Annotated in this window: 20 protein-coding genes; 13 read left to right on the top strand and 7 right to left on the bottom strand. The window is 57.3% G+C overall.

Annotation, left to right across the window (positions count from 1 at the left end; translation table 11 throughout):
• Nucleotides 1–57: 57 nt before the first annotated feature.
• Nucleotides 58–618: an ADP compounds hydrolase NudE gene (nudE, locus tag HBA26_RS05085; RefSeq protein WP_028014666.1), complete on the bottom strand. Its 561-nt coding sequence runs from the start codon at nt 616–618 to the stop codon at nt 58–60.
• 322 nt (nt 619–940) lie between these two features.
• On the opposite strand from nudE, the gene HBA26_RS05090 reads away from it, so the two are divergent.
• The 5 genes from HBA26_RS05090 to pckA all read left to right on the top strand — a co-directional run bounded on the left by HBA26_RS05090 (nt 941) and on the right by pckA (nt 7,103).
• Nucleotides 941–3,076 (top strand): intracellular growth attenuator family protein, encoded by a 2,136-nt coding sequence (locus HBA26_RS05090; protein ID WP_028014667.1) that lies wholly within the window; start codon nt 941–943, stop codon nt 3,074–3,076.
• A 67-nt stretch (nt 3,077–3,143) separates the two neighbouring features.
• The gene (gene yrfG, locus HBA26_RS05095) at nt 3,144–3,827 is read left to right on the top strand and encodes a GMP/IMP nucleotidase (protein WP_028014668.1); all 684 of its coding nucleotides are present in this window, start codon (nt 3,144–3,146) and stop codon (nt 3,825–3,827) included.
• Nucleotides 3,824–4,225 (top strand): ribosome-associated heat shock protein Hsp15, encoded by a 402-nt coding sequence (gene hslR / locus HBA26_RS05100; RefSeq protein ID WP_028014669.1) that lies wholly within the window; start codon nt 3,824–3,826, stop codon nt 4,223–4,225. The genes yrfG and hslR overlap by 4 nt, the downstream gene beginning before the upstream one ends.
• Nucleotides 4,226–4,243: 18 nt before the next feature.
• Nucleotides 4,244–5,128 (top strand): Hsp33 family molecular chaperone HslO, encoded by an 885-nt coding sequence (gene hslO, locus HBA26_RS05105; protein WP_161495995.1) that lies wholly within the window; start codon nt 4,244–4,246, stop codon nt 5,126–5,128.
• A 355-nt stretch (nt 5,129–5,483) separates the two neighbouring features.
• Nucleotides 5,484–7,103, top strand: coding sequence for a phosphoenolpyruvate carboxykinase (ATP) (pckA, locus tag HBA26_RS05110; RefSeq protein ID WP_041911911.1), 1,620 nt, complete (start codon nt 5,484–5,486; stop codon nt 7,101–7,103).
• 90 nt (nt 7,104–7,193) lie between these two features.
• On the opposite strand, the gene envZ is transcribed toward pckA, so the two are convergent.
• Nucleotides 7,194–8,540, bottom strand: a complete 1,347-nt coding sequence (envZ, locus tag HBA26_RS05115; RefSeq protein ID WP_028014672.1) for a two-component system sensor histidine kinase EnvZ — start codon at nt 8,538–8,540, stop codon at nt 7,194–7,196.
• Nucleotides 8,537–9,256: a two-component system response regulator OmpR gene (gene ompR, locus HBA26_RS05120; RefSeq protein ID WP_001157751.1), complete on the bottom strand. Its 720-nt coding sequence runs from the start codon at nt 9,254–9,256 to the stop codon at nt 8,537–8,539. The genes envZ and ompR overlap by 4 nt, the downstream gene beginning before the upstream one ends.
• A 228-nt stretch (nt 9,257–9,484) precedes the next feature.
• On the opposite strand from ompR, the gene greB reads away from it, so the two are divergent.
• From greB to feoC, 5 genes are all read left to right on the top strand, one after another.
• Entirely contained in the window at nt 9,485–9,958 is a 474-nt protein-coding gene (gene greB, locus HBA26_RS05125; RefSeq protein ID WP_014885539.1) for a transcription elongation factor GreB, read from the top strand.
• An 86-nt stretch (nt 9,959–10,044) separates the two neighbouring features.
• Nucleotides 10,045–12,375 (top strand): Tex family protein, encoded by a 2,331-nt coding sequence (locus HBA26_RS05130; RefSeq protein ID WP_028014673.1) that lies wholly within the window; start codon nt 10,045–10,047, stop codon nt 12,373–12,375.
• Between the two features lie 301 nt (nt 12,376–12,676).
• On the top strand, nt 12,677–12,904 hold the full coding sequence (feoA, locus tag HBA26_RS05135) for a ferrous iron transporter A (RefSeq protein WP_006177893.1): 228 nt from the start codon (nt 12,677–12,679) through the stop codon (nt 12,902–12,904).
• A gap of 30 nt (nt 12,905–12,934) precedes the next feature.
• Nucleotides 12,935–15,253: a Fe(2+) transporter permease subunit FeoB gene (gene feoB, locus HBA26_RS05140; RefSeq protein WP_126345939.1), complete on the top strand. Its 2,319-nt coding sequence runs from the start codon at nt 12,935–12,937 to the stop codon at nt 15,251–15,253.
• A gap of 12 nt (nt 15,254–15,265) precedes the next feature.
• Nucleotides 15,266–15,502, top strand: a complete 237-nt coding sequence (gene feoC / locus HBA26_RS05145; protein WP_048960506.1) for a [Fe-S]-dependent transcriptional repressor FeoC — start codon at nt 15,266–15,268, stop codon at nt 15,500–15,502.
• Between the two features lie 33 nt (nt 15,503–15,535).
• On the opposite strand, the gene HBA26_RS05150 is transcribed toward feoC, so the two are convergent.
• Together HBA26_RS05150 and bioH are read right to left on the bottom strand one after the other, a co-directional pair.
• Nucleotides 15,536–15,805 carry a YdgH/BhsA/McbA-like domain containing protein gene (locus tag HBA26_RS05150; protein ID WP_028014676.1) on the bottom strand — a complete coding sequence of 90 codons (270 nt, stop codon included), beginning with the start codon at nt 15,803–15,805 and terminating at the stop codon, nt 15,536–15,538.
• A 111-nt stretch (nt 15,806–15,916) separates the two neighbouring features.
• Nucleotides 15,917–16,690 (bottom strand): pimeloyl-ACP methyl ester esterase BioH, encoded by a 774-nt coding sequence (gene bioH, locus HBA26_RS05155; RefSeq protein WP_126345940.1) that lies wholly within the window; start codon nt 16,688–16,690, stop codon nt 15,917–15,919.
• A 36-nt stretch (nt 16,691–16,726) separates the two neighbouring features.
• Here bioH and gntX point away from each other — a divergent pair, with 36 nt between their 5' ends.
• From gntX to gntT, 3 genes are all read left to right on the top strand, one after another.
• Entirely contained in the window at nt 16,727–17,410 is a 684-nt protein-coding gene (gene gntX, locus HBA26_RS05160) for a DNA utilization protein GntX (protein WP_069733637.1), read from the top strand.
• 61 nt (nt 17,411–17,471) lie between these two features.
• The gene (gene nfuA / locus HBA26_RS05165) at nt 17,472–18,047 is read left to right on the top strand and encodes a Fe-S biogenesis protein NfuA (RefSeq protein ID WP_003861601.1); all 576 of its coding nucleotides are present in this window, start codon (nt 17,472–17,474) and stop codon (nt 18,045–18,047) included.
• A gap of 306 nt (nt 18,048–18,353) precedes the next feature.
• A complete protein-coding gene (gene gntT, locus HBA26_RS05170) occupies nt 18,354–19,670 on the top strand; it encodes a gluconate transporter (protein ID WP_028014680.1) in 1,317 nt (438 codons plus the stop codon).
• Between the two features lie 59 nt (nt 19,671–19,729).
• Here the strand turns inward: gntT and malQ are convergent, their stop codons facing one another.
• The gene (malQ, locus tag HBA26_RS05175) at nt 19,730–21,811 is read right to left on the bottom strand and encodes a 4-alpha-glucanotransferase (protein WP_126345941.1); all 2,082 of its coding nucleotides are present in this window, start codon (nt 21,809–21,811) and stop codon (nt 19,730–19,732) included.
• A gap of 9 nt (nt 21,812–21,820) precedes the next feature.
• Nucleotides 21,821–24,214, bottom strand: a complete 2,394-nt coding sequence (malP, locus tag HBA26_RS05180) for a maltodextrin phosphorylase (protein WP_028014682.1) — start codon at nt 24,212–24,214, stop codon at nt 21,821–21,823.
• Between the last annotated feature and the right edge of the window lie 96 nt (nt 24,215–24,310).

The following is a 24,310-nucleotide window of genomic DNA, read 5'->3' on the forward strand; positions in this document are numbered from 1 at the left end:
CCGGGCAAAGAATTGCAGGCCGGGTAAGGCGAAGCCGCCACCCGGCTTTTTTATGGCCTACAGCCGCCCTTGCCCCTTCAGCCACTCGCGAACCAGGAACAGCGCGCTCACGTTGCGAGCCTCGTTAAAGTCAGGGTCTTCAAGCAGATCCATCAGATGCGCCAGCGGCCAGCGAACCTGCGGCAGCGGCTCTGGTTCATCTCCCTCCAGCGATTCAGGATAGAGATCTTCAGCCACCACAATGTTCATTTTGCTGGAAAAATAGGACGGCGCCATGCTCAGTTTTTTCAGGAACGACAGTTCGTTCGCGCCAAAACCCACCTCTTCTTTCAGCTCGCGGTTTGCTGCTTCAAAGACCGTTTCACCCGGATCGATGAGCCCTTTCGAGAACCCAAGCTCGTAAGATTCCGTCCCCACGGCGTATTCGCGGATCAAAATCAGATGATCGTCGACGATAGGGACAATCATCACCGCTTCGCGCGAAGAGGGGCGCATACGCTCATAAACACGACGCACACCGTTGCTGAACTCCAGATCCACACTCTCGACGTTAAACAGGCGCGATTTGGCGACAGTTTCAACGTGCAGAATGGTGGGTTTTTGTAGTGGTTTGCTCATCTTGATGGGGTCTTAGCAGTGTGAACTGGCGTTATTGTGCGATATGCCGCACGGTTTCGGCAATGTCAATTGTTCTTTATTTACATTTATGCAACGCAGCAGGGATCAATCCTCAATTCAAAACAAATGTCAAGAGGTTGAAATGTTTCCAGGAATTTGCTGATATCGCGCCATGACAGGCTTTGCTATCATCACCGGTCACTGGGATGCGCTTTAAAATGCTCAAGTTCGACTCCATACTTGCCGATAGCCAGCCACAGACTCTCATTCAATGTAAAGGTGCTACTGACTACACCTGTAAGATAAGTAAGATGGGGAAAGCATGAGCACCATTTTGATTGTTCTCGCTGCTATGCTGGTCAGCGCATTGATTGCAGGGTGGCTGTACAGGCGACGCATACAGCGCCGTTACCGGCTGCCCTTTTTAAATGCCTTCGCGGGTGCGACAACGCGTAAACTCACGCAAGACGAGCGCGATGCAGTTGAAAACTATCTCGAAACGCTGAACCGTTCTCAGTTAACGCCTGGGCCGACGGGAGCCACGACTGCACCTGTCGCGCTTAAGCTTAACGCGCAAAGTGACACCGTGCTCTGCGTGACGCGCTCCATCACGCGCTACGGCATTACGACTGACGACCCCAACAAGTGGCGCTACTACCTGGATTCGGTTGAGGTGCATCTGCCTCCGTCCTGGGAGCAGTACATTAACGACGAAAACAGCGTTGAGCTAATTCACACCGATTCGCTGCCGCTGGTAATCTCGCTCAACGGCCATACCCTGAATGACTATCTTCACGAAGCCCCGCGCTTTGCGCTGGAACGCGCGAGTTCAACGCAGGCCTCTATTCGTGGTGAAGAGACCGAGCAGATTGAGCTGCTGAATATTCGTCAGGAGACGCATGAAGAGTATGCCCTGAGCCGTCCGGACGGTATTCGTGAAGCCATCCTGATCGTTGCCGCTTTCCTGCTCTTTTTTGTCTGCCTGCTGACGCCGGACGTCTTTGTCCCATGGCTGGCGGGTGGCGCGGTGTTGCTTCTTGCGGCCGGGCTGTGGGGGCTCTTTGCCCCGCCGGCCAAAACCTCGCTGCGGGAGATCCACTGCCTGCGCGGCACGCCAAAGCGCTGGGGCCTGTTCGGTGAGAACGATCAGGAGCATCTCAACAATATCTCACTCGGGATTATCGACCTGATCTACCCGCGCCACTGGCAACCGTGGATTGCGCAGGATTTAGGGCAGAAAACCGATATTGATATCTATCTTGACCGCCACGTTGTGCGACAGGGGCGCTTCCTGTCTCTGCATGATGAAGTGAAAAATTTCCCGCTTCAGCACTGGCTCCGCAGCACGGTCATCGCCGCCGGCGCCGGGCTGGTGTTTATCATGCTGCTGCTTTTCGTGCCGCTGGATATGCCCATCAAATTTACCCTGTCGTGGATCAAAGGCGCGCAGACCATCGAGGCGACCAGCGTCAACCAGCTCGATGAAGCGGGTGTACGGGTGGGCGATACGCTGCGCCTGAAAGGCACCGGAATGTGTAATATCCATACCCCGGGGGCGTGGAACACGCGCCAGAATTCACCGTTCACGCCGTTCGACTGTTCGCAAATTATCTGGAACGACGCCCCGCCGCTGCCGCTGCCGGAATCCGAAGTGGTGAATAAAGCCACGGCGCTGACCCAGACGGTCAACCGCCAGCTGCACCCGAAACCGGACGATGATTCACGCGTCAGCCCCGCGCTGCGTTCCGCCATCCAGAAATCAGGCATGATTCTGCTGGATGATTTTGGCGACATTGTCCTGAAAACCCAGGACTTATGCTCCTCGCAGGATGAGTGCATACGCCTCAAGAACGCGCTGGTTAACCTCGGGAACAGTAAAGACTGGGACTCGCTGGTGAAACGCGCCGAGGCGGGACGACTGGATGGCGTCAACGTGCTGCTGCGTCCGGTCAGCGCGGAATCGCTTGATAACCTGGTCGCCACCTCGACATCGCCGTTTATGATGCGCGAAACCACCCGGGCGGCTCAGGCGCTCAACAGTCCGGCACCGGGCGGCTTTGTGATTGCCAGCGATGAAGGCAGCGACCTGGTCGATCAGCCTTACCCGCAGGTAGCGCTTTATGACTACCCGGCCCAGGAGCAGTGGAGCCAGTTCCAGCGTCTGGCGCAGATGCTGATGCAAACGCCGTTCAGTGCCGAAGGGATTGTCACAAGCATCTACACCGACGCCAACGGCACGCGCCATATCGGCCTGCACCGGATGCCGGACAGCGCAGGATTGTGGCGTTACATTGGCACCTCTCTGCTGATGATCGCCATGCTGATCGCCATTTTCTGGAACGGTTTTATGGCCCTGCGCCGCTACCAGCGCTCCCGCACGCGTCTGGCGGAGATCCAGCAATATTATGAGAATTGCCTCAATCCTAAGCTGATCCCCTCCTCTGAGAGCCTGATCTGATAACGTCGTTGCGCGACAAGATGTGCTACCCTGTCGCGCACGTTTCTTCTGGCTGGAGTTCCCCCCTATGCATCTTGATATCGACTGGCAGCAGGTCGACACCGTTCTGCTGGATATGGACGGCACGCTGCTCGATCTCGCCTTTGATAACTATTTCTGGCAAAAGCTGGTGCCGGAAACCTATGGTGAGCAGCAGGGTATCTCCCCGGCAGAAGCGCAGGCGTTCATTCGTTCGCAATATAGCGCGGTGCAACATACGCTAAACTGGTACTGTCTGGACTACTGGAGCGAGCGCCTCGGTTTGGATATTTGTGCCATGACCACTGCCCAGGGACCACGCGCCGTGCTGCGCGAAGATACGGTTCCCTTCCTGGACGCGCTGAAAGCAAGCGGCAAGCGCCGTATTTTGCTGACTAACGCGCATCCACATAACCTGGCCGTGAAGCTGGAGCATACGGGACTGGCGTCGCACCTTGATTTATTACTTTCCACCCACACATTTGGTTATCCGAAAGAGGATCAGCGGTTGTGGCATGCGGTGAAGGAAGAGACCGGCCTGCAGCCGGAGCGCACGCTGTTCATTGACGACAGCGAGCCTATTCTGGATTCTGCGGCAACGTTTGGCATTCGCTACTGTCTGGGTGTCACTAATCCTGACTCTGGTCTGGCTGAAAAAAGCTATCTGCGCCATCCGGGACTGAACGACTACCGCCAGATGATCCCCTCACTGACCGTGAAGGAGACGCCATGAAAGAAAAGCCCTCAGATGGGGTAAGACTGGATAAATGGCTGTGGGCAGCCCGTTTTTATAAAACGCGCGCCCTTGCCCGTGAAATGGTTGACGGCGGTAAAGTGCATTACAACGGCCAGCGCAGCAAGCCGAGCAAGCTGGTTGAGCTGAACGCCACCTTAACGCTGCGCCAGGGCAACGACGAACGTACGGTAGTGATTAAAGCCATTACCGAACAGCGGCGGCCCGCATCGGAAGCCGTACTGCTTTACGAAGAGACGGCTGAAAGCGTTGAAAAGCGCGAGAAGACCGCGCTGGCGCGCAAAATGAATGCGCTGACCATGCCCCACCCGGACCGGCGACCGGATAAAAAAGAGCGCCGCGATCTGATGAAATTTAAACACGGTGAGAGCGAGTAACCCTCACCCGCACGAGAGATGAAAATGGCCCAACACGACCAATTACACCGCTATCTGTTTGAACAATTCGCCGTGCGCGGCGAGCTGGTCACCGTATCCGAAACCTGGAAACAGATTCTGGAAAACCACAACTACCCGCTGCCGGTGAAGACCCTGTTGGGCGAACTGCTGGTTGCCACCAGCCTGCTGACCGCAACGCTGAAGTTTGCCGGTGATATCACCGTGCAGCTGCAGGGTGACGGCCCGATGACGCTGGCGGTGATCAACGGCAATAACCAGCAGCAGATGCGCGGCGTAGCGCGCGTTCAGGGCGACGTTCCTGAAAATGCTGATCTCAAAACGCTGGTGGGCAATGGCTACCTGGTGATCACCATCTCCCCGGAGGAAGGTGAACGCTATCAGGGCGTGGTCGGTCTGGAAGGCGATACCCTGGCAGCCTGCCTGGAAGATTACTTCATGCGCTCCGAACAGCTGCCGACGCGTCTGTTCATCCGTACCGGTGAAGTGGACGGCCAGCCTGCTGCGGGCGGCATGCTGCTGCAGGTTCTGCCAGCGCAGGACGCGCAGACCAATGACTTTGAGCATCTGGCGACGCTGACCGAAACCATCAAGGCGGAAGAGCTGTTCAACCTGTCGGCGACCGACGTGCTGTGGCGTCTGTACCACGAAGAAGAAGTAACCGTGTACGATCCGCAGTCCGTGGAGTTTAAGTGCACCTGCTCGCGCGAGCGCTGCGCTGGCGCACTGAAAACTCTGCCGGATGAAGAGATCGACAGCATCATGGCTGAAGACGGCGAAATTGATATGCACTGTGACTACTGCGGTACGCACTACGTGTTCAATTCAATGGATATCGCTGAAATCCGCAATAACGCCTCTCCGGCGGATCCGCAGGTTCATTAATACGCTACCCCTCACCCTGCCCTTTCCCTTTGCGGAGAGGGTTAGGGTGAGGGGCAAAAATCTCCCGAAAGCTGAATCGTTTTCCCTGTGTAACTCTTACGTAATTTTCTTACATGTATGCGATTACATTCACATTCTCTCCGATAAAATCACCACCTCTTAACCTTTTCGGAACATTTTCCCCAACCAAAAAGCGATTCCTGCGATAATCCGCCTGCACTGTGACTGGAGTCGCAGCGTTTTCCGTTAGTAAGGGTTTTATCCAGATGCACAAATCTATGAGCCCCGTCGCGGTTAACATCCCCAGAAAAACCCTACAATTTCAGGCAGTACATATTGGCTAAGGAGCAGTGATATGCGTGTTACTGGTTTAACCCCGCAAGATCTCAAGGCTTATGGTATTCACGACGTCCAGGAAATCGTCTACAACCCCGATTACGATACGCTGTATCAGGAAGAGCTCAATCCAGCACTGGAAGGATACGAGCGCGGTGTGTTGACGAACCTTGGTGCTATCGCCGTCGATACCGGTATCTTTACCGGTCGTTCGCCGAAAGATAAGTATATCGTCCGAGACGAAACTACCCGCGATACGCTGTGGTGGGCTGACAAGGGCAAAGGGAAGAACGACAACAAACCGCTCTCCCCGGAAACCTGGCAGCATCTGAAAGGGCTCGTCACCCATCAACTTTCCGGTAAGCGTCTGTTCATTGTCGACGCTTTCTGCGGCGCTAACGCCGACACCCGCCTTTCCGTGCGTTTCATTACCGAAGTGGCCTGGCAGGCGCATTTCGTTAAGAATATGTTTATTCGTCCGACCGACGAAGAGCTGCAGGACTTCACACCTGACTTCATCGTGATGAACGGTGCGAAATGCACTAACCCACAGTGGAAAGAGCAGGGTCTGAACTCCGAAAACTTCATTGCCTTCAACCTGACCGAACGTATTCAGCTGATCGGCGGTACCTGGTATGGCGGCGAAATGAAGAAAGGGATGTTTTCGGTCATGAACTACCTGCTGCCGCTGCGCGGTATTGCCTCTATGCACTGCTCGGCGAACGTCGGCGAGAAAGGCGACGTAGCGGTGTTCTTCGGTCTTTCCGGCACCGGGAAAACCACGCTCTCCACCGATCCAAAACGCCGTCTGATTGGCGATGACGAACACGGCTGGGACGATGACGGGGTGTTTAACTTCGAAGGCGGTTGCTACGCGAAGACCATTCGCCTGTCTGAAGAGGCCGAGCCGGATATCTTCCACGCGATCCGCCGCGACGCGCTGCTGGAAAACGTCACCGTGCGTGCCGACGGCTCTATCGACTTCGACGATGCGTCAAAAACCGAAAACACCCGCGTCTCTTACCCGATCTACCACATCGACAACATCGTGAAGCCGGTGTCAAAAGCGGGCCATGCCACGAAGGTGATTTTCCTGACGGCGGATGCGTTCGGCGTGCTGCCACCGGTGTCTCGCCTGACCGCCAGCCAGACGCAGTACCACTTCCTCTCTGGCTTTACCGCCAAGCTGGCGGGTACCGAGCGTGGCGTCACGGAGCCAACCCCAACCTTCTCCGCCTGCTTCGGTGCGGCATTCCTGTCGCTGCACCCGACGCAATACGCTGAGGTGCTGGTGAAACGCATGCAGGCATCCGGCGCGCAGGCCTACCTGGTGAATACCGGCTGGAACGGTACCGGCAAACGTATCTCCATCAAAGATACCCGCGCCATTATCGACGCCATTCTGGATGGTTCTCTGGATAACGCTGAAACCTTCACGCTGCCGATGTTCGATCTGGCCATTCCGACGGAACTGCCGGGTGTGGACACGCGTATCCTCGACCCGCGCAATACCTACGGTTCGCCGGAACAGTGGCGCGAGAAGGCGGAATCGCTGGCGAAGCTGTTTATCGAGAACTTCGAGAAGTACACCGATACCCCGGCGGGTGCTGCGCTGGTGAGTGCGGGACCGAAGCTGTAGGTAAAAGCAAAAAGGCAACGAAAGTTGCCTTTTTTAATGTTTTCTCCCTCTCCCCGTGGGAGAGGGCCGGGGTGAGGGCATCAGACCGCACTATCCCTCTTTCACCTGCCCCCGCGTCACCGGAACCGGCAACCAGGCGCGAATGCTCAACCCGCCCCGCTCGCTGGTACCAATCTCCAGCAATCCGTTATGGTTATCCACAATACGCTGCACAATCGCCAGGCCTAAGCCCGTACCGCTGGTGCTGCGCGCGCTATCGCCGCGCACAAATGGCTGGAACAGATGCTTACGCTGCTCGGGCTTAATGCCCGGGCCGTCGTCTTCCACCTGGAACCAGGCGCGGTTGAGTTCAGACCCGCTGCTAACCTTAATCCAGCCGTTACCGTAGCGCGCCGCGTTAACCACCATATTGGCCACCGCACGCTTAATGGAAAGCGGGTGCATACGAACCTGAATTTCACCGTCCTGAAGGTCAGTATCAATTTCACGCTCATAACCACTTTCTGCGGCCACCACTTCGCCCAGCACCGCGTTCAGATCGGCCATTTCCATCGGCATCTCCTGACCGGTGCGCAGGTAGTCGATGAACTGCTCGATGATGGCGTTACACTCTTCGATGTCCTTGTTAATAGACTCGGCGAGATAACCGTCCTCTTCACCCATCATCTCCGTCGCCAGACGAATACGCGTTAGCGGGGTGCGCAGGTCATGACTGACGCCGGCCATCAGCAGCGTACGGTCATCCGCCAGCTGCTTAACGCCTGCCGCCATGTGGTTAAACGCGCGCGTTACTGAGCGCACTTCAGAGGCACCATATTCGCGCAGTGGAGGAGGAATAATGCCTTTACCGACCTGCAGCGCCGCGTGCTCCAGGTCGACCAGCGGTCGGTTCTGGATACGGATAAACAGCCACGCGCCGCCTATCGCCAGCAGCATAATGGCAAGGGTATAGCGGAACAGCGGCGAGAAATCGCCCTGATGGATTTCAGTCAGCGGAACGCGTACCCAGATGTTGGGTGACAGCCAGGTTTTCAGCCAGACGACGGGCGAGCTTTTGTTGACCTCAACGCGCACTTCCGTCGGGCCACCCAGCTGCTGCGCCATCTGCTGGCTGAGGAATTCATAGTGCTGCGCCCAGCGCAGGCCAGCATCTTCCGCCGCTTCATTGGAGTAAAGCGAAATGCCCAGTTCACGGTAGATTTCACGGCGAAATGCCGGGGGAACAACCAGCTGCGTGCCGTCCTCCAGCTGCAGCTTATCGGTCATCAGCATACGCACTTCGTAGGCCAGGACCTTATTAAACTGCTGGAGGCTCGGCAGAATCGCAAAGTTCAACACCACCAGGTAGGTCGTCACCAGGCTGACGAACAGCAGGGTGACGATCAGTAAGAGGGTGCGGGCAAACGAGCTTCGCGGCGAGAAGCGCATTCGCCTCATGCTTTAGAGCCGTCCGGAACGAACACGTAGCCCAGACCCCATACGGTCTGAATATAACGAGGATGCGCCGGATCTTCTTCCACCATGCGGCGCAGGCGGGAAATTTGCACGTCGATGGAGCGTTCCATTGCGGAGTATTCGCGACCGCGCGCCAGGTTCATCAGCTTGTCGCGGGAAAGCGGCTCGCGCGGGTGGCTGACCAGCGCTTTCAGTACGGCAAACTCGCCGCTGGTGAGCGGCATTGGCTCATCTTCACGGAACATCTCGCGCGTGCCGAGGTTCAGCTTGAACTTGCCGAAGGCAATCACCGCCTCTTCCTGGGACGGCGCGCCCGGCAGTTCATTCGCCTGACGGCGCAGCACGGCACGAATACGCGCCAGCAGCTCGCGCGGGTTAAACGGTTTTGGAATGTAGTCGTCGGCGCCGATTTCGAGGCCCACGATACGGTCAACTTCTTCGCCCTTCGCCGTAACCATGATGATCGGCATCGGGTTGCTCTGGCTGCGCAGACGGCGGCAGATAGAAAGCCCGTCTTCACCCGGCAGCATCAGGTCGAGAACCATCAGATGGAAAGATTCGCGGGTCAGCAGACGGTCCATCTGCTCAGCGTTCGCGACGCTACGAACCTGGAAGCCCTGCTCGGTCAGATAACGCTCAAGCAGCGCGCGCAGGCGCATGTCGTCATCCACGACCAGAATTTTGTAGTTTTCTTGCATTGTGTGTACTCCCAAAGGTTCGGATAGTCTTTGTAACAGCGTATTCTAAAAAAGTGCACGTATTCGACCAGTTAATTCTGGTATAAATTCTAGTCGAAATTGTTACAAAGCATATTTAACAGCAGCTTATCTGTTCATTTCATCACATAAATCATTATTAATCCTGTCTGTTACACTGTGTGGTACGTATTGTGCGCAAAACAGAGAACCGGCAGCAAAGGCAGCACCATGAAAACGCCCCTGATCACCCGCGAAGGGTACGAAAAGCTCAAAAAAGAGATGGATTACCTGTGGCGCGAAGAGCGTCCTGAAGTAACCAAAAAGGTGACCTGGGCGGCAAGCCTGGGCGATCGCAGCGAAAATGCTGATTATCAGTACAACAAGAAGCGGCTGCGTGAAATTGACCGCCGGGTACGCTATCTGACGAAGTGTCTTGAGAATCTAAAAATCGTCGATTACTCCCCGCAGCAGGAGGGCAAAGTGTTCTTCGGCGCGTGGGTGGAGATTGAAAACGACGATGGTGACACCCTGCGTTTTCGCATCGTCGGTTACGATGAAATTTTTGGTCGTAAAGATTACATTTCTATCGACTCCCCGATGGCCCGCGCGCTGCTGAAAAAGGAAGTGGGCGATTTAGCCGTCGTTCAGACCCCAGCCGGTGAAGCCAGCTGGTACGTCAATGAGATCGTCTACGTAAAATAGTCCGAGAGCGCCCTCCCCGGCTGGCATTTTGCCGTGTCAGCCCGTATAACTATCCCCTGATTTTTGACCCACAAGATGATAAAGCCATGATGAAAGATTCGCTCTGCCGCATTATTGCGGGTGAACTTCAGGCCAGAGCCGAACAGGTAGAAGCTGCCGTTCGCCTGCTTGATGAAGGGAACACCGTGCCGTTTATTGCACGTTATCGTAAGGAAGTCACAGGCGGTCTGGATGACACGCAGCTGCGTAACCTGGAGACCCGCCTGGGTTATCTGCGCGAGCTGGAAGAACGTCGTCAGGCGATCCTCAAATCCATCGGCGAACAGGGCAAGCTGACCAGCGAGCTGGAAAGCGCCATTAACGGCACCCTGAGCAAAACCGAACTCGAAGATCTCTATCTGCCGTACAAACCGAAGCGCCGTACCCGCGGGCAGATTGCGATTGAGGCGGGCCTTGAGCCGCTGGCAGAGCTGCTGTGGAATGAGCCATCTCACGACCCGGAAACCGAAGCGGCGAAATTCGTCGACGCCGACAAAGGTGTCGCTGACACCAAGGCCGCTCTGGACGGCGCGCGCTACATTCTGATGGAGCGCTTCGCGGAAGACGCCGCCCTGCTGGCCAAAGTGCGTGATTATCTATGGAAGAACGCCCACATCGTCTCTACCGTCGTCGCGGGCAAAGAGGAAGAAGGCGCGAAGTTCCGCGACTACTTCGATCACCACGAACCGATTTCGACCACCCCGTCTCACCGCGCGCTGGCGATGTTCCGCGGCCGCAACGAAGGCGTGCTCCAGCTCTCCCTGAACGCCGACCCGCAGTTTGACGAGCCGCCGAAAGAGAGCCACTGCGAGCAGATTATTATCGACCATCTCGGCCTGCGCCTGAACAACGCCCCGGCGGACAGCTGGCGCAAAGGCGTGGTGAGCTGGACCTGGCGCATCAAGGTGCTGATGCACCTGGAAACCGAGCTGATGGGCACCGTGCGCGAGCGCGCGGAAGATGAAGCGATCAACGTCTTCGCCCGTAACCTGCATGACCTGCTGATGGCCGCTCCTGCGGGCCTGCGCGCCACCATGGGGCTCGATCCGGGCCTGCGTACCGGCGTGAAGGTGGCGGTCGTTGACGGCACCGGCAAGCTGGTCGCCACCGATACCATTTACCCGCACACCGGCCAGGCAGCGAAAGCCGCCGTCGTGGTGGCGGCGCTGTGCGAGAAGTACAACGTGGAGCTGGTTGCCATCGGTAACGGCACCGCATCACGCGAAACCGAGCGTTTCTACCTCGACGTGCAAAAGCAGTTCCCGAAAGTGACGGCACAGAAAGTGATCGTCAGTGAAGCGGGCGCATCGGTCTATTCCGCCTCTGAGCTGGCGGCGCAGGAATTCCCTGACCTGGACGTTTCCCTGCGCGGCGCGGTCTCCATCGCCCGTCGTCTGCAGGATCCGCTGGCGGAGCTGGTGAAGATCGATCCGAAATCCATCGGCGTGGGCCAGTATCAGCACGACGTGAGCCAGACGCAGCTGGCGCGCAAGCTGGACGCGGTCGTGGAAGACTGCGTAAACGCCGTCGGCGTGGACCTGAACACCGCTTCCGTTCCTCTGCTGACCCGCGTGGCGGGCTTAACCCGCATGATGGCGCAGAACATCGTCGCCTGGCGCGATGAGAACGGCCAGTTCCAGAACCGTCAGCAGCTGCTGAAAGTGAGCCGTCTGGGGCCGAAAGCGTTTGAGCAGTGCGCGGGCTTCCTGCGCATCAACCACGGCGATAACCCGTTGGATGCCTCTACCGTTCACCCGGAAGCGTATCCAGTGGTGGAACGCATCCTGGCCGCCACCCAGCAGGCGCTGAAGGATCTCATGGGCGACAGTAGCGCTCTGCGTAACCTGAAAGCCGTTGATTTCACCGACGACAAATTTGGTGTACCAACCGTTACCGACATTATCAAAGAGCTGGAAAAACCGGGCCGCGATCCGCGTCCTGAGTTCAAAACGGCGACCTTTGCTGACGGCATCGAGACCATGAACGATCTCCTGCCGGGCATGGTGCTGGAAGGCGCGGTGACCAACGTCACCAACTTCGGCGCGTTTGTGGATATCGGCGTGCACCAGGACGGTCTGGTGCATATCTCTTCCCTTGCCGACAAGTTCGTTGAAGACCCGCACACCGTGGTCAAAGCGGGCGACATCGTGAAGGTGAAAGTGCTGGAGGTGGATCTGCAGCGCAAGCGTATCGCCCTGACCATGCGTCTGGATGAGCAGCCGGGCGACACCAGCGCGCGCCGTGGCGGCAACGGCGGAGGCCGCGAGCAGCAGCGTCCGGCCACGAAAGCCACAAAACCGCGCGGGCGTGACGCGCAGCCTGCGGGCAACAGCGCGATGATGGACGCGCTGGCGGCGGCGATGGGTAAGAAACGCTAAGGTAACCCCCCTCACCCTACCCCTCTCCCCAAAGGGGAGAGAGCCGGGGTGAGGGGAATAAAATCCTCTCGAAATATATGAAACCGATTGCACACCCATATTCAAACCGCTATTTATCACTCCATTAACAAATACGCTTTTTATTCCTTCCCGGGTAATTCTGCAAATATTGAGCAAGGTCAATCAGACCGCAAATTAATACGATTAACAACATCCCGTCACATTTTTATTATTGCTGATAAAAACTATTCTCATTATCATCGCAGTGTAGATTATTTAACCTCTCGTGGAATCAGGCATTATGCAATTCACTCCAGACAGTGCATGGAAAATTACCGGTTTTACCCGCGAAATTAGCCCGGCCTATCGGCAGAAGCTGCTGTCACTTGGCATGCTGCCCGGCTCATCATTCCAGGTCGTGCGTGTGGCGCCGTTGGGCGATCCTGTTCATATCGAAACCCGGCGCGTAAATCTGGTTCTGCGCAAAAAAGACCTCGCATTAATTGAAGTTGAATCTTTATCCCGTTAACAAGCCAGCGGTTTCGGTGGGTCTAATACAATGAAAAAATTAACTATTGGCTTAATTGGCAATCCTAATTCCGGCAAGACAACCTTATTTAATCAGTTAACCGGCGCGCGCCAGCGCGTGGGAAATTGGGCAGGCGTAACGGTTGAACGTAAAGAAGGCCAGTTCACGACAACGGACAATCAGGTCACCCTGGTTGACCTTCCCGGAACCTACTCCTTAACCACGATTTCATCCCAGACTTCGCTCGATGAGCAAATTGCCTGCCACTACATTCTAGGCGGCGACGCGGATCTGCTGATCAACGTGGTCGACGCTTCGAACCTCGAGCGAAACCTTTACCTGACGCTACAGCTGCTGGAGCTGGGGATCCCCTGCATCGTGGCGCTCAACATGCTCGACATTGCGGAAAAACAAAAGCTGCGCATCGACGTCGATGCGCTCTCCGCGCGCCTGGGCTGTCCGGTGGTTCCGCTGGTCTCGACCCGCGCTCGCGGTATCGACGCCCTTAAGCTGGCGATTGACCGCCACGCGGGAAACCGCGACGTTGAGCTGGTGCACTACGCCCAGCCGCTGCTGCGCGAAGCCGAACGGCTGGCGCAGGAAATGGACAACAGCATGCCTGCAAAACAGCGCCTGTGGCTCGGCCTGCAGATGCTGGAAGGGGATATCTACAGCCGCGCCTATGCCGGACATGCGGCGGATAAACTGGACGTGGCCCTCGCCCGTCTCAGCGACGAGCTGGACGATCCGGCGCTGCACATCGCCGATGCGCGTTATCAGGCCATTGCGTCAATTTGCGACGTGGTCAGCAACGCCCTTACCGCAGAGCCCAGCCGCTTCACGGCGGCGGTGGATAAGATTGTGCTCAACCGCTTCCTCGGCTTACCCATCTTCCTGCTGGTGATGTACGTGATGTTCCTGCTCGCGATTAACATCGGTGGCGCGCTGCAGCCGATTTTTGACGCCGGTTCTGTCGCGGTCTTCGTACACGGTATTCAGTGGGTAGGTTACACCCTGCACTTCCCGGAATGGCTGACCATCTTCCTTGCCCAGGGGATTGGCGGCGGTATCAACACCGTTCTGCCGCTGGTACCGCAGATCGGCATGATGTATCTGTTCCTCTCGTTCCTCGAAGATTCCGGCTACATGGCGCGCGCCGCCTTCGTGATGGACCGCCTGATGCAGGCGCTTGGCCTGCCGGGAAAGTCCTTCGTCCCGCTGATCGTCGGCTTCGGCTGTAACGTGCCGTCGGTAATGGGCGCGCGCACCCTGGATGCACCGCGTGAACGACTGATGACCATTATGATGGCGCCGTTTATGTCCTGCGGTGCGCGTCTGGCAATCTTTGCCGTCTTCGCGGCAGCCTTCTTTGGCCAGCAGGGCGCGCTGGCGGTCTTCTCGCTGTACGTGCTGGGCATCGTGATGGCGATCCTGACCGGCTTAATGCTCAAGCACACCATCATGCGCGGTGAAGCGTCACCGTTTGTAATGGAGCTTCCGGTCTATCACGTCCCGCATCTGAAAAGCCTGGCGATCCAGACCTGGCAGCGCCTGAAAGGCTTTGTGCTGCGCGCCGGTAAGGTGATTGTTATTGTCAGTATTTTCCTGAGCGCGCTGAACAGCTTCACCCTCACCGGTCAGGCGGCAGATAACATCAACGACTCTGCCCTCGCCTCCGTCAGCCGCGTCATCACGCCGGTCTTCAAACCGATTGGCGTGCAGGAGGATAACTGGCAGGCGACCGTGGGCCTGTTCACCGGTGCGATGGCGAAAGAGGTGGTCGTCGGGACCCTGAACACGCTCTACACCGCAGAGAACATTCAGGAGCAGGAATTTAACCCGGCGGAGTTCCACCTCGGTGACGAACTGCTGGGGGCCGTAGAGGAGACCTGGCAGAGCCTGAAAGGCACCTTCAGCCTGAGCGTGCTGGCTAACCCGATTGAGGCCAGCAAAGGCGATGGCGAAATGGCGACCGGTGCCATGGGCGTGATGGGCGAGAAGTTTGGCAGCGCGTCAGCGGCCTACAGCTATCTCATCTTCGTTCTGCTCTATATTCCGTGCATCTCGGTGATGGGGGCGATTGCCCGTGAGTCCAGCCGCGGCTGGATGGGCTTCTCCATTCTGTGGGGGCTGAATATCGCCTACTCGCTGGCGACGCTGTTTTACCAGACCGTTAACTTCAGCCAGCATCCGCGCTACAGCCTGGTCAGCATCCTGGCGGTCATCCTGTTTAACGTGATTGTGATTGGCCTGCTGCGCCGGGCGCGAAGCCGCGTTGATATCAACCTGCTGGCGACGCGTAAAACCCCGGCCACCTGCTGCAACAGCCCGGCTGGCGACTGTCACTAAGGGGAAAAACAGATGGCATCGTTGATTCAGGTTCGTGACTTACTGGCATTACAGGGACGCATGGAGGCAAAACAGCTCAGCCTTAGCCTGCATACGCCGCAGCCGATGATCGATGCCATGCTGGAGCGCCTGGAAGCCATGGGTAAAGCCGTGCGGATTCAGGACGAAGCGGAGGGTTGCCTCTCCGGCAGTTGTAAAAGCTGTCCGGAAGGAAAGGCCTGTCTCAGGGAGTGGTGGGCACTGCGCTAATAAAGCCGGGCATTGCTGCCCGGTTTTATCGTATTACTTATAGACGTCCGCAGTAGCGCGTACGTTTTTGGTCTGTTTTTCTGCGCTGGTGACGACGAAGTATGTCCCGCCCAGCTCATCCGCTTTCTTCGACAGCTCTTTTCTTGCATCCATCGGCGCGGTGGTGTCAGACGTAGAAATCTCACCAATTTTCGTCAGATTCATCCCGGCAACTTTATCTTTTTCCAGCTCTTTTGCCGCAAAAACGCCAAATGACAGTGACCCAATAACCAGAGAAGTGACAATACCTGTAACAAGTTTCATAGCCTGACTCTCCATAGGATTGTTGTTTTGATCATCGTAGGCAGAACAACCGCAACGACATCTGGAGTATGGTTGCGGTGTGTAACTTTTTCCAGGCTGGATAGAAAATAATCAGTCTAAACGTTGACTTAACGCAACCAACGCTGAACAAAATTCCGTCGGATGAGAGATAAACGGCGCATGCGCGGCTTTTGCTATGACCTGTGATTCGCTGTCCGGCCAGAGGGAATCCAGAAGTGGGACCACTTTGCGCGGCACCAGCCCGTCGAGATAACCATAGATGCGCAGGTGCGGCATGCTCAGCCCAGCCAGCGGCTCACGCAGATCGGCCGTTTTCAGGATCTCCAGACCGCCGTTAAGCACCTCAACGTCCGGCATCGGCAGTGAGAGCACCACCTGCTTTAACGCTCTGGCATCCTGACGCGCGGTTTCGGTGCCCATCGTCTGCAAGGCGAGGAATCGCTCGACGGTCCGCTGGAAATCGTCGCTCAGCTGCTGCTGGAAGCCCGCCAGAACGTCAGGTTTGATGCCGGGCCACGCCTCTTTTGCGCTAAAGCATGGCGACGAGGCCACGGTGACCAGCGCCCTAACGCGCTCGGGCCAGGAGAGCGCAATCTGGCTTGCCACCAGCCCGCCCAGACTCCAGCCCAGCCAGATGGCATATTGCGGCGCGGCGTCTACAACGTGCTGCGCCATTTCATCAAGCGACATCGCGCCAAAGCCACGGCTGCGACCATAGCCCGGCAGATCAACCAGATGTAACGTAAATTGCGAGGCAAGTTCCTCGCTTATGCAATGCCACACTTCCGCATTCAGGCCCCATCCGTGCAGCAGCACAAGATGGCAATTTCCTGTCCCTACGGTCTGCCACCACAGCGTCTTCATCAGTTACTGTTCTCTTTTTTCACATGGAGGTTGTACATGCTAACAGTGCCTGGCTTGTGCTGGCTATGCAAAATGCCGCTTGCCCTCAGCGCGTGGGGCGTCTGTTCCGTCTGCACGCGTTCGCTGGAAAGGCATATCACAACCTGCCCGCAATGTGGTTTACCGGCGGCGAACCGCGATTTGCCCTGCGGCCGCTGCCTGAAAAAATCCCCGCCGTGGAGCGCGCTGGTGGCCGTGGATGATTATGTTCCGCCGCTGAGCGGGCTTATTCACGCCCTGAAGTTTTCCGGCCAGAGTTCGCTGGCGCAGCCCCTTGCCCGCCTGCTTTTGCTGGCCGTTTTACAGGCGCGACGAACCCGCGCTTTGCCGAAAATCGACATGGTGGTGAATGTCCCCTTATACCGACGCCGGCACTGGCGGCGCGGCTATAATCAAAGCGACCTGCTCTGCCGCCCGCTCGCCCGGTGGCTGGGTTGTCGCTACGATGCCAGCGCGCTTACCCGCGTTCATGCCACCGCCATCCAGCATCAGCTCAACGCCCGGCTTCGCAAAAGGAACCTGAAAAACGCCTTTCGTCTTGAATTGCCGGTCCACGGCCTCCATATCGCCATCGTGGATGACGTCGTCACCACAGGCAGTACCGTTGCTGAACTTTCCCGACTGCTTTTGCAAAGCGGCGCCGCGTCGGTTCAGGTATGGTGTCTGTGCCGTACCTTGTAGCCCTTCTTCAATGGGCGTATGATTATACCCAGGTAATTTAGTCAACTATTAGGCCAAAGCTATGATCCGTATTTCCGATTCTGCACAAGCGCACTTTGCCAAACTGCTGGCAAATCAGGAAGAAGGGACGCAGATCCGCGTGTTTGTGATCAATCCAGGCACTCCGAATGCAGAATGTGGTGTCTCTTATTGTCCTCCGGACGCTGTGGAAGCAACTGACACTGCCCTTAAATTTGAACAGCTCACCGCTTACGTCGATGAACTGAGCGCGCCGTATCTTGAAGATGCGGAAATCGACTTTGTCACCGACCAGCTGGGTTCTCAGCTGACCCTGAAAGCGCCAAACGCCAAAATGCGTAAAGTCTCTGACGATGCGCCACTGATGGAGCGCGTTGAGTATCTGCTGCAGTCCCAGATCAACCCACAATTGGCTGGCCACGGCGGTCGCGTTTCCCTGATGGAAATCACGGAAGACGGCCTGGCGATCCTGCAGTTCGGCGGCGGCTGTAACGGTTGCTCCATGGTCGACGTGACCCTGAAAGAAGGGATCGAGAAGCAGCTGCTGAACGAATTCCCGGAACTGAAAGGCGTGCGCGACCTGACAGAGCACCAGCGCGGCGAGCACTCTTACTACTAATTCAGTACCCGTCTGTATTGCCCGGTAGCGCTGCGCTTACCGGGCCTGACTCCCTTGCCTTCCCCCTCTATATGTTGACCTGCGTCTCATAATTCAAATTTTGCCTCACCGGGTGATTCTCAACCACGATATGTTACCCGTATCATTCTCGTGGGCACTCAACACCCTTATAACAGCCGACTAAACTTAACTGTTTCGCAGGCATCAGTATGAGTGCCGTTAACCACTCTGTTCCCAGTTGGGACAACCGGAATTTGTCGTTGAAACAATGACGTTACCCATAACAATTCAAAGGCCAGGTAAATCATGCCATTAGTCATCGTTGCTATCGGTGTTGTGTTATTACTGCTCTTGATGATCCGCTTCAAAATGAACGGATTTATCGCTCTGGTTCTGGTGGCACTTGCAGTCGGTCTGATGCAGGGGATGCCGCTGGTTAAAGTTATCAGCTCTATCAAAGCCGGTGTCGGCGGCACGCTCGGCAGCCTGGCGCTGATCATGGGCTTCGGCGCCATGCTCGGCAAAATGCTGGCGGACTGCGGGGGCGCGCAGCGTATTGCCACCACGCTTATCGAAAAGTTTGGCAAGAAGAACATCCAGTGGGCGGTGGTGTTAACCGGTTTTACCGTCGGTTTCGCGCTGTTCTATGAAGTGGGCTTCGTGCTGATGCTGCCGCTGGTGTTCACCATCGCCGCCGCGGCCAACATCCCGCTGCTGTTCGTGGGTGTACCAATGGCTGCTGCGCTGTCCGTGACCCACGGCTTCCTGCCGCCGCACCCGGGTCCAACCGCCATCGCCACCATCTTCCACGCCGATATGGGTAAAACCCTGCTGTTCGGTACGATTCTGGCGATCCCGACCGTAATTCTGGCAGGCCCGGTGTATGCCCGCTTCCTGAAAGGCATTGATAAGCCTATTCCGGAAGGCCTGTACAGCGCCAAAACCTTCACTGAAGAAGAGATGCCAGGCTTTGGCGTCAGCGTCTGGACCTCGCTGGTACCGGTGATCCTGATGGCAATGCGCGCAGTGGCGGAGATGATCCTGCCGAAAGGCCACGCTTTCCTGGCCGTTGCCGAGTTCCTCGGCGACCCGGTGATGGCAACGCTGATTGCGGTATTGATTGCGATGTTCACCTTCGGCCTGAACCGTGGCCGCTCCATGGATCAGATCAACGACACGCTGACCTCGTCCATCAAAATCATTGCCATGATGCTGCTGATTATCGGCGGTGGCGGTGCGTTCAAGCAGGTGCTGGTCGACAGCGGCGTGGACAAATACATCGCTTCCATGATGCATGAAACCAATATCTCTCCAATCCTGATGGCGTGGTCTATTGCTGCCGTGCTGCGTATCGCGCTGGGTTCTGCAACCGTTGCGGCGATTACAGCGGGCGGTATCGTTGCGCCGCTGATTGCCACCACGGGCGTCAGCCCTGAGCTGATGGTTATTGCGGTAGGCTCCGGCAGCGTGATTTTCTCTCACGTAAACGATCCGGGCTTCTGGCTGTTCAAGGAGTACTTCAACCTGACCATCGGTGAGACCATCAAGTCCTGGTCAATGCTGGAAACCATTATTTCGGTCTGCGGCCTGGTAGGATGTCTGCTGTTGAATATGGCTCTCTGACTCTCCTGCTCGATCGGTTCCCTCTCCCCTTTGGGGAGAGGGCTAGGGTGAGGGGCAAATTACGACTTCTTACCCACCGCCCTTCTGCGCTTATCCAAATCTTTAATCAGCCTGTTCACCCCGTCATCGGCAAACATCGTCTCAAGCGTTGTGGACAGCTTGCGGCGCCAGTTCTTGTACTGATAGCTGGTGCCCGGAACGTTCACCGGCTCCGCCATATCAATCCAGTCTTCCGGCTGCAGGCCGAGCAAAGCGCTGTTGCTGTCGGCAATATAGCGTTGCAGGCCACGGTTGAGTGTTGGGGTCATTGCCATCAGCGACGCCTTATGTCCGGCACGCTTGGGCAGACAGCCATGCTTGTGCAGCGCGTCCAGCAGCCCCTGCTTCGCCAGCTCGCGGTCCTGATACAGCCCGCGCAGAACCTCTTCATCTGGATAGAGGCCCAGCGTTTTGCCGAGGGTCAGATCGCCGCTTTCCCAGTAGCCTCTGAGCGTAGGAAGATCATGCGTCGTCGCGACTGCCATTGACTGTTCAGGGTACGCTTTCGGCGCGCGGAAGGTTTTCTCATGGTCGTTTTCAAAATAGAGCACTTTGTAGGAATAAACCCCGCTGTCGCGGAGCTTGCTGACAATTTCCACCGGTACGGTACCGAGATCTTCACCGATCACCATGCACTGATGACGTTTACTCTCCAGGGCCAGGATCGACAGCAGATCGTCCACCGGATACTGCACGTACGCCCCGTGATCCGCCGTTTCACCGTACGGGATCCACCACAGGCGCAGCACGGACATCACGTGGTCGATGCGCAGCGCCCCGCAGTTCTGCATGTTCGCGCGCAGCAGGTCGATAAACGGCTCGTAAGCGCGCGCCGCCATCACGTGCGGATCCATCGGCGGCAGGCCCCAGTTCTGACCGAGCGGGCCGAGAATATCCGGCGGCGCGCCGACGGATGCTTTCAGGCAGTAAAGCTCACGGTCACACCAGGTTTCCGCGCCGCCTTCCGCCACGCCCACGGCCAGATCGCGATACAGGCCGATCGGCATCTTATAGCCCTGGCTCACCTGCCAGCAGGCGGCAAACTGGCTGTACGCCAGCCACTGCAGCCACAGGTAGAAGTCCACCTCGTCGGCATGATTTTTACAGAAGGCTTTGACTTCAGGGGTATCCACGGTCTGATACGCTTCCGGCCAGACCGGCCAGCCCCAGCGCATTTCGTCCTCTTTCACCTGATACGCGTGCAGCGCATCAAATGCCGCCTGCCAGTAAAGGCTTTCACCTTCCTGCATCACGAACTGGCGGAAGGCCGCCATCTGCTCATCGTCGCGCTTCGCAAAGCCTTTCCACGCCAGGCGCAGAGCCGCCATTTTCAGCGCGGTCACGGAGGCATAATCTACCCAGTCCGCATCGCGGGCCTGCTTCAGCAGCTGCTGGGTGGTCTCAAGCTTCCACCACGCCTGCGCCTCTTTGCTGTTTTTGAAATCGTCTAACGCGTTAACGTCGATGTAAATCACGTTTAGCCAGCGTCGGGAAGACGGGCTGTACGGGCTGGCGCTTTCCGGGTTGGCCGGATAGAGCGCGTGGATCGGGTTGAGGCCGATAAACGCGCCGCCGCGCTCACCAACAGATGCCAGCATCTTTTTCAGATCGCCAAAATCGCCGATGCCCCAGTTGCTGTCTGAACGCAGCGTATAGAGCTGCACGCAGGCGCCCCACAGTTTTTTGCCTTCGAGCAGCGCCTGCGGCTCATAGCAGCGTTTTGGCGCGACGATCACCCGGCAGTGAAAACGCTGTTCGTCCTGGGTGAGCGTCAGGCTGTGGTAGCCCTCCGGCAGCTTTGCCGGAAGGTTTAACGTTTTGCCGCCGGTGGCGTGGCCTTTATGCTGATGCCCCTCTTCGGTGGTGAGCAGCCAGCTATACTCGCCGCGCCCCTCCACCGCCAGCGGCATCTTTTTGCCTGCGGTAAAGACCTTCACGTTTGGCACCGGAGCAACCGACGCGTTCGCGTCGGTTTTGTGCATGGCATCCAGCAAACGTCTTTTGGTGTCCGCACCAATAGACTGCGGTTTGCCGTGCGCATTGATGTAACTGAGGCTAATTCCCGCCGCCTGCGCGGCACTGTCCAGACGTTTACTCTCCATCGCGCTTCCTTAGCGTTTTGCCTGCCAGATACGGGCCTGATAATCACGGATTGAGCGGTCAGAGCTGAACATGCCGCAGCGCGCGGTGTTCAGAATGCACGCCCGGGTCCACGCCTCCTGGTCGCGGTACAGCACGTCGACCTGTTTCTGCGCTTCAACGTAGGCCGTGAAGTCCGCCATCACCAGGTACGGGTCGCCGCCGTGTTTGTCCATGCTGTGCAGCATCTGGTCAAACGCGTGCTTGTCGCCATCGCTGTATTTGCCGCTTTCCAGCTCCTTCAGCACCGCATCCAGCACTTTGTCTTTTTTACGCCATTTCACCGGGTCGTAGCCTTTGGCCTTGATGGCTTTCACTTCTTCAACAGTATGGCCGAAGATAAAGATGTTCTCTTCACCGACCTTCTCGGCGATTTCGACGTTCGCACCGTCCAGCGTGCCGACGGTCAGCGCGCCGTTGAGCGCCAGCTTCATGTTGCCGGTACCGGACGCTTCTTTCCCTGCGGTCGAGATCTGCTCGGAGATATCCGCCGCCGGGATCAGCATTTCCGCCGCCGAGACGCAGTAATCCGGCAGGAATACCACCTTCAGCTTGTCGCCCACCTTCGGATCGCTGTTGATCGCCGCCGCCACTTTATTGATGGCGAGGATAATGTTTTTCGCCAGGTAGTAGCCCGGCGCCGCCTTCGCACCGAACAGGAACACGCGCGGCACGCGGTCGGCCTGCGGGTTCTCGCGGATCTCTTTGTACAGCGCCAGAATATGCAGCAGGTTCAGGTGCTGACGCTTGTACTCGTGCAGGCGTTTGATCTGGATATCGAAAATGGCGTTCGGGTTGATCTCAATCCCGGTACGCATTTTCACAAACTCCGCCAGGCGAACCTTGTTCTCCAGCTTGATCGCGCGGTACTGCTCGCGGAATTTCGCATCGTCGGCGTATTTTTCCAGGTTAATCAGCTGGTCCAGATCGTTAGCCCACTCTTTCTTCAGAGTCTTGTCCAGCAGGCCGGCCAGCAGCGGATTGCACTGCTTGATCCAGCGACGCGGCGTAATGCCGTTGGTCACGTTGTGGAACTTGGTCGGCCACAGCTGGTGATATTCCGGGAACAGATCTTTCACCACCAGATCGGAGTGCAGCGCCGCCACGCCGTTCACGGCAAAGCCGCTCACCACGCACATGTTCGCCATACGCACCTGTTTGTCGTGCACCACCGCCAGCTTCGCCCAGACGGCTTTGTCGCCCGGCCAGGTTTTCTCCACCAGCGTTTTGAACTGGTCGTTAATCTTATTGATGATCTGCATATGGCGCGGCAGCAGCGTTTTCACCAGCTTCTCATCCCAGCACTCCAGCGCTTCCGGCATCAGGGTGTGGTTGGTATAGGCGAAGGTGCGGCTGGTGATGGCCCAGGCGTCGTCCCAGCTCAGCTGATGCTCGTCAATCAGCACGCGCAGCAGTTCCGGGATGGCAATAGTCGGGTGCGTATCGTTAAGCTGAATGACTTCGAAGTCCGGCAGCTGCGCCAGCTTGCGGCCCGCCAGGTGATGGCGACGCAGAATGTCCGCCACGGAGCAGGCGCACTGGAAGTACTGCTGCATCAGACGCAGCTTTTTACCCGCCAGGTGGTTATCGTTCGGATAGAGCACTTTCGTCAGCTTCTCGGCGTCGATGCCCTGCTGCTCGGCGCGCAGGAAATCGCCGTCGTTGAATTTGGTCAGGTTGAACGGATGCGCGTGCTTCGCCTGCCACAGGCGCAGCGGCTGCGCCACGCCGTTACGGTAGCCGAGCACCGGCAGGTCCCAGGCTTCGCCGGTAATAGTGAACGCCGGTTCCCAGAGCCCCTGCTTCGTCACTTTCCCGCCGATGCCGACCTGCACGTCCAGCTGCGCGTTGTGGCGGAACCACGGGTAGGTATTGCGATGCCAGTCGTCCGGCGCTTCCATCTGGTGGCCGTCGGCAAACGACTGACGGAACAGGCCGTACTGGTAGTTCAGGCCATAGCCAATCGCCGACTGGCCGACCGTTGCCATAGAGTCAAGGAAACAGGCCGCCAGACGCCCCAGTCCGCCGTTGCCCAGCGCCGGGTCGATCTCTTCTTCCAGCAGGTCGGTCAGGTTAATGTCGTGCTCTTTCAGCACATCACCCACCTCCTGATACCAGCCGAGGTTCAGCAGGTTGTTGCCGGTCAGGCGGCCAATCAGGAACTCCATCGAGATATAGTTAACGTGACGCTGGCCTTTGACGGGCTTCGCCACGGGCTGAGCATCCAACTGCTCTGCGAGCGCCCCGCTCACCGCCTGCCACCACTGGTGAGGCGTCATCTCGTTTGCAGCATGAAGGCCAAAACGCTGCCACTGACGCGTCAGGGCAGCCTGGAATTGAGCTTTGTTGAAGGTAGGCTGTGACATAGGGGATCGGCATCCTTTAGAAAGAAAACACAAGTTGGCGCTAGTGTGCCTGGCTCATTTCACCTCTTCCTCCTCCCGTGGGGGATTAGACAGGGA

The organism is Enterobacter sp. 725m/11 (genome assembly GCF_011683705.1).
Taxonomy (GTDB): domain Bacteria; phylum Pseudomonadota; class Gammaproteobacteria; order Enterobacterales; family Enterobacteriaceae; genus Enterobacter; species Enterobacter bugandensis.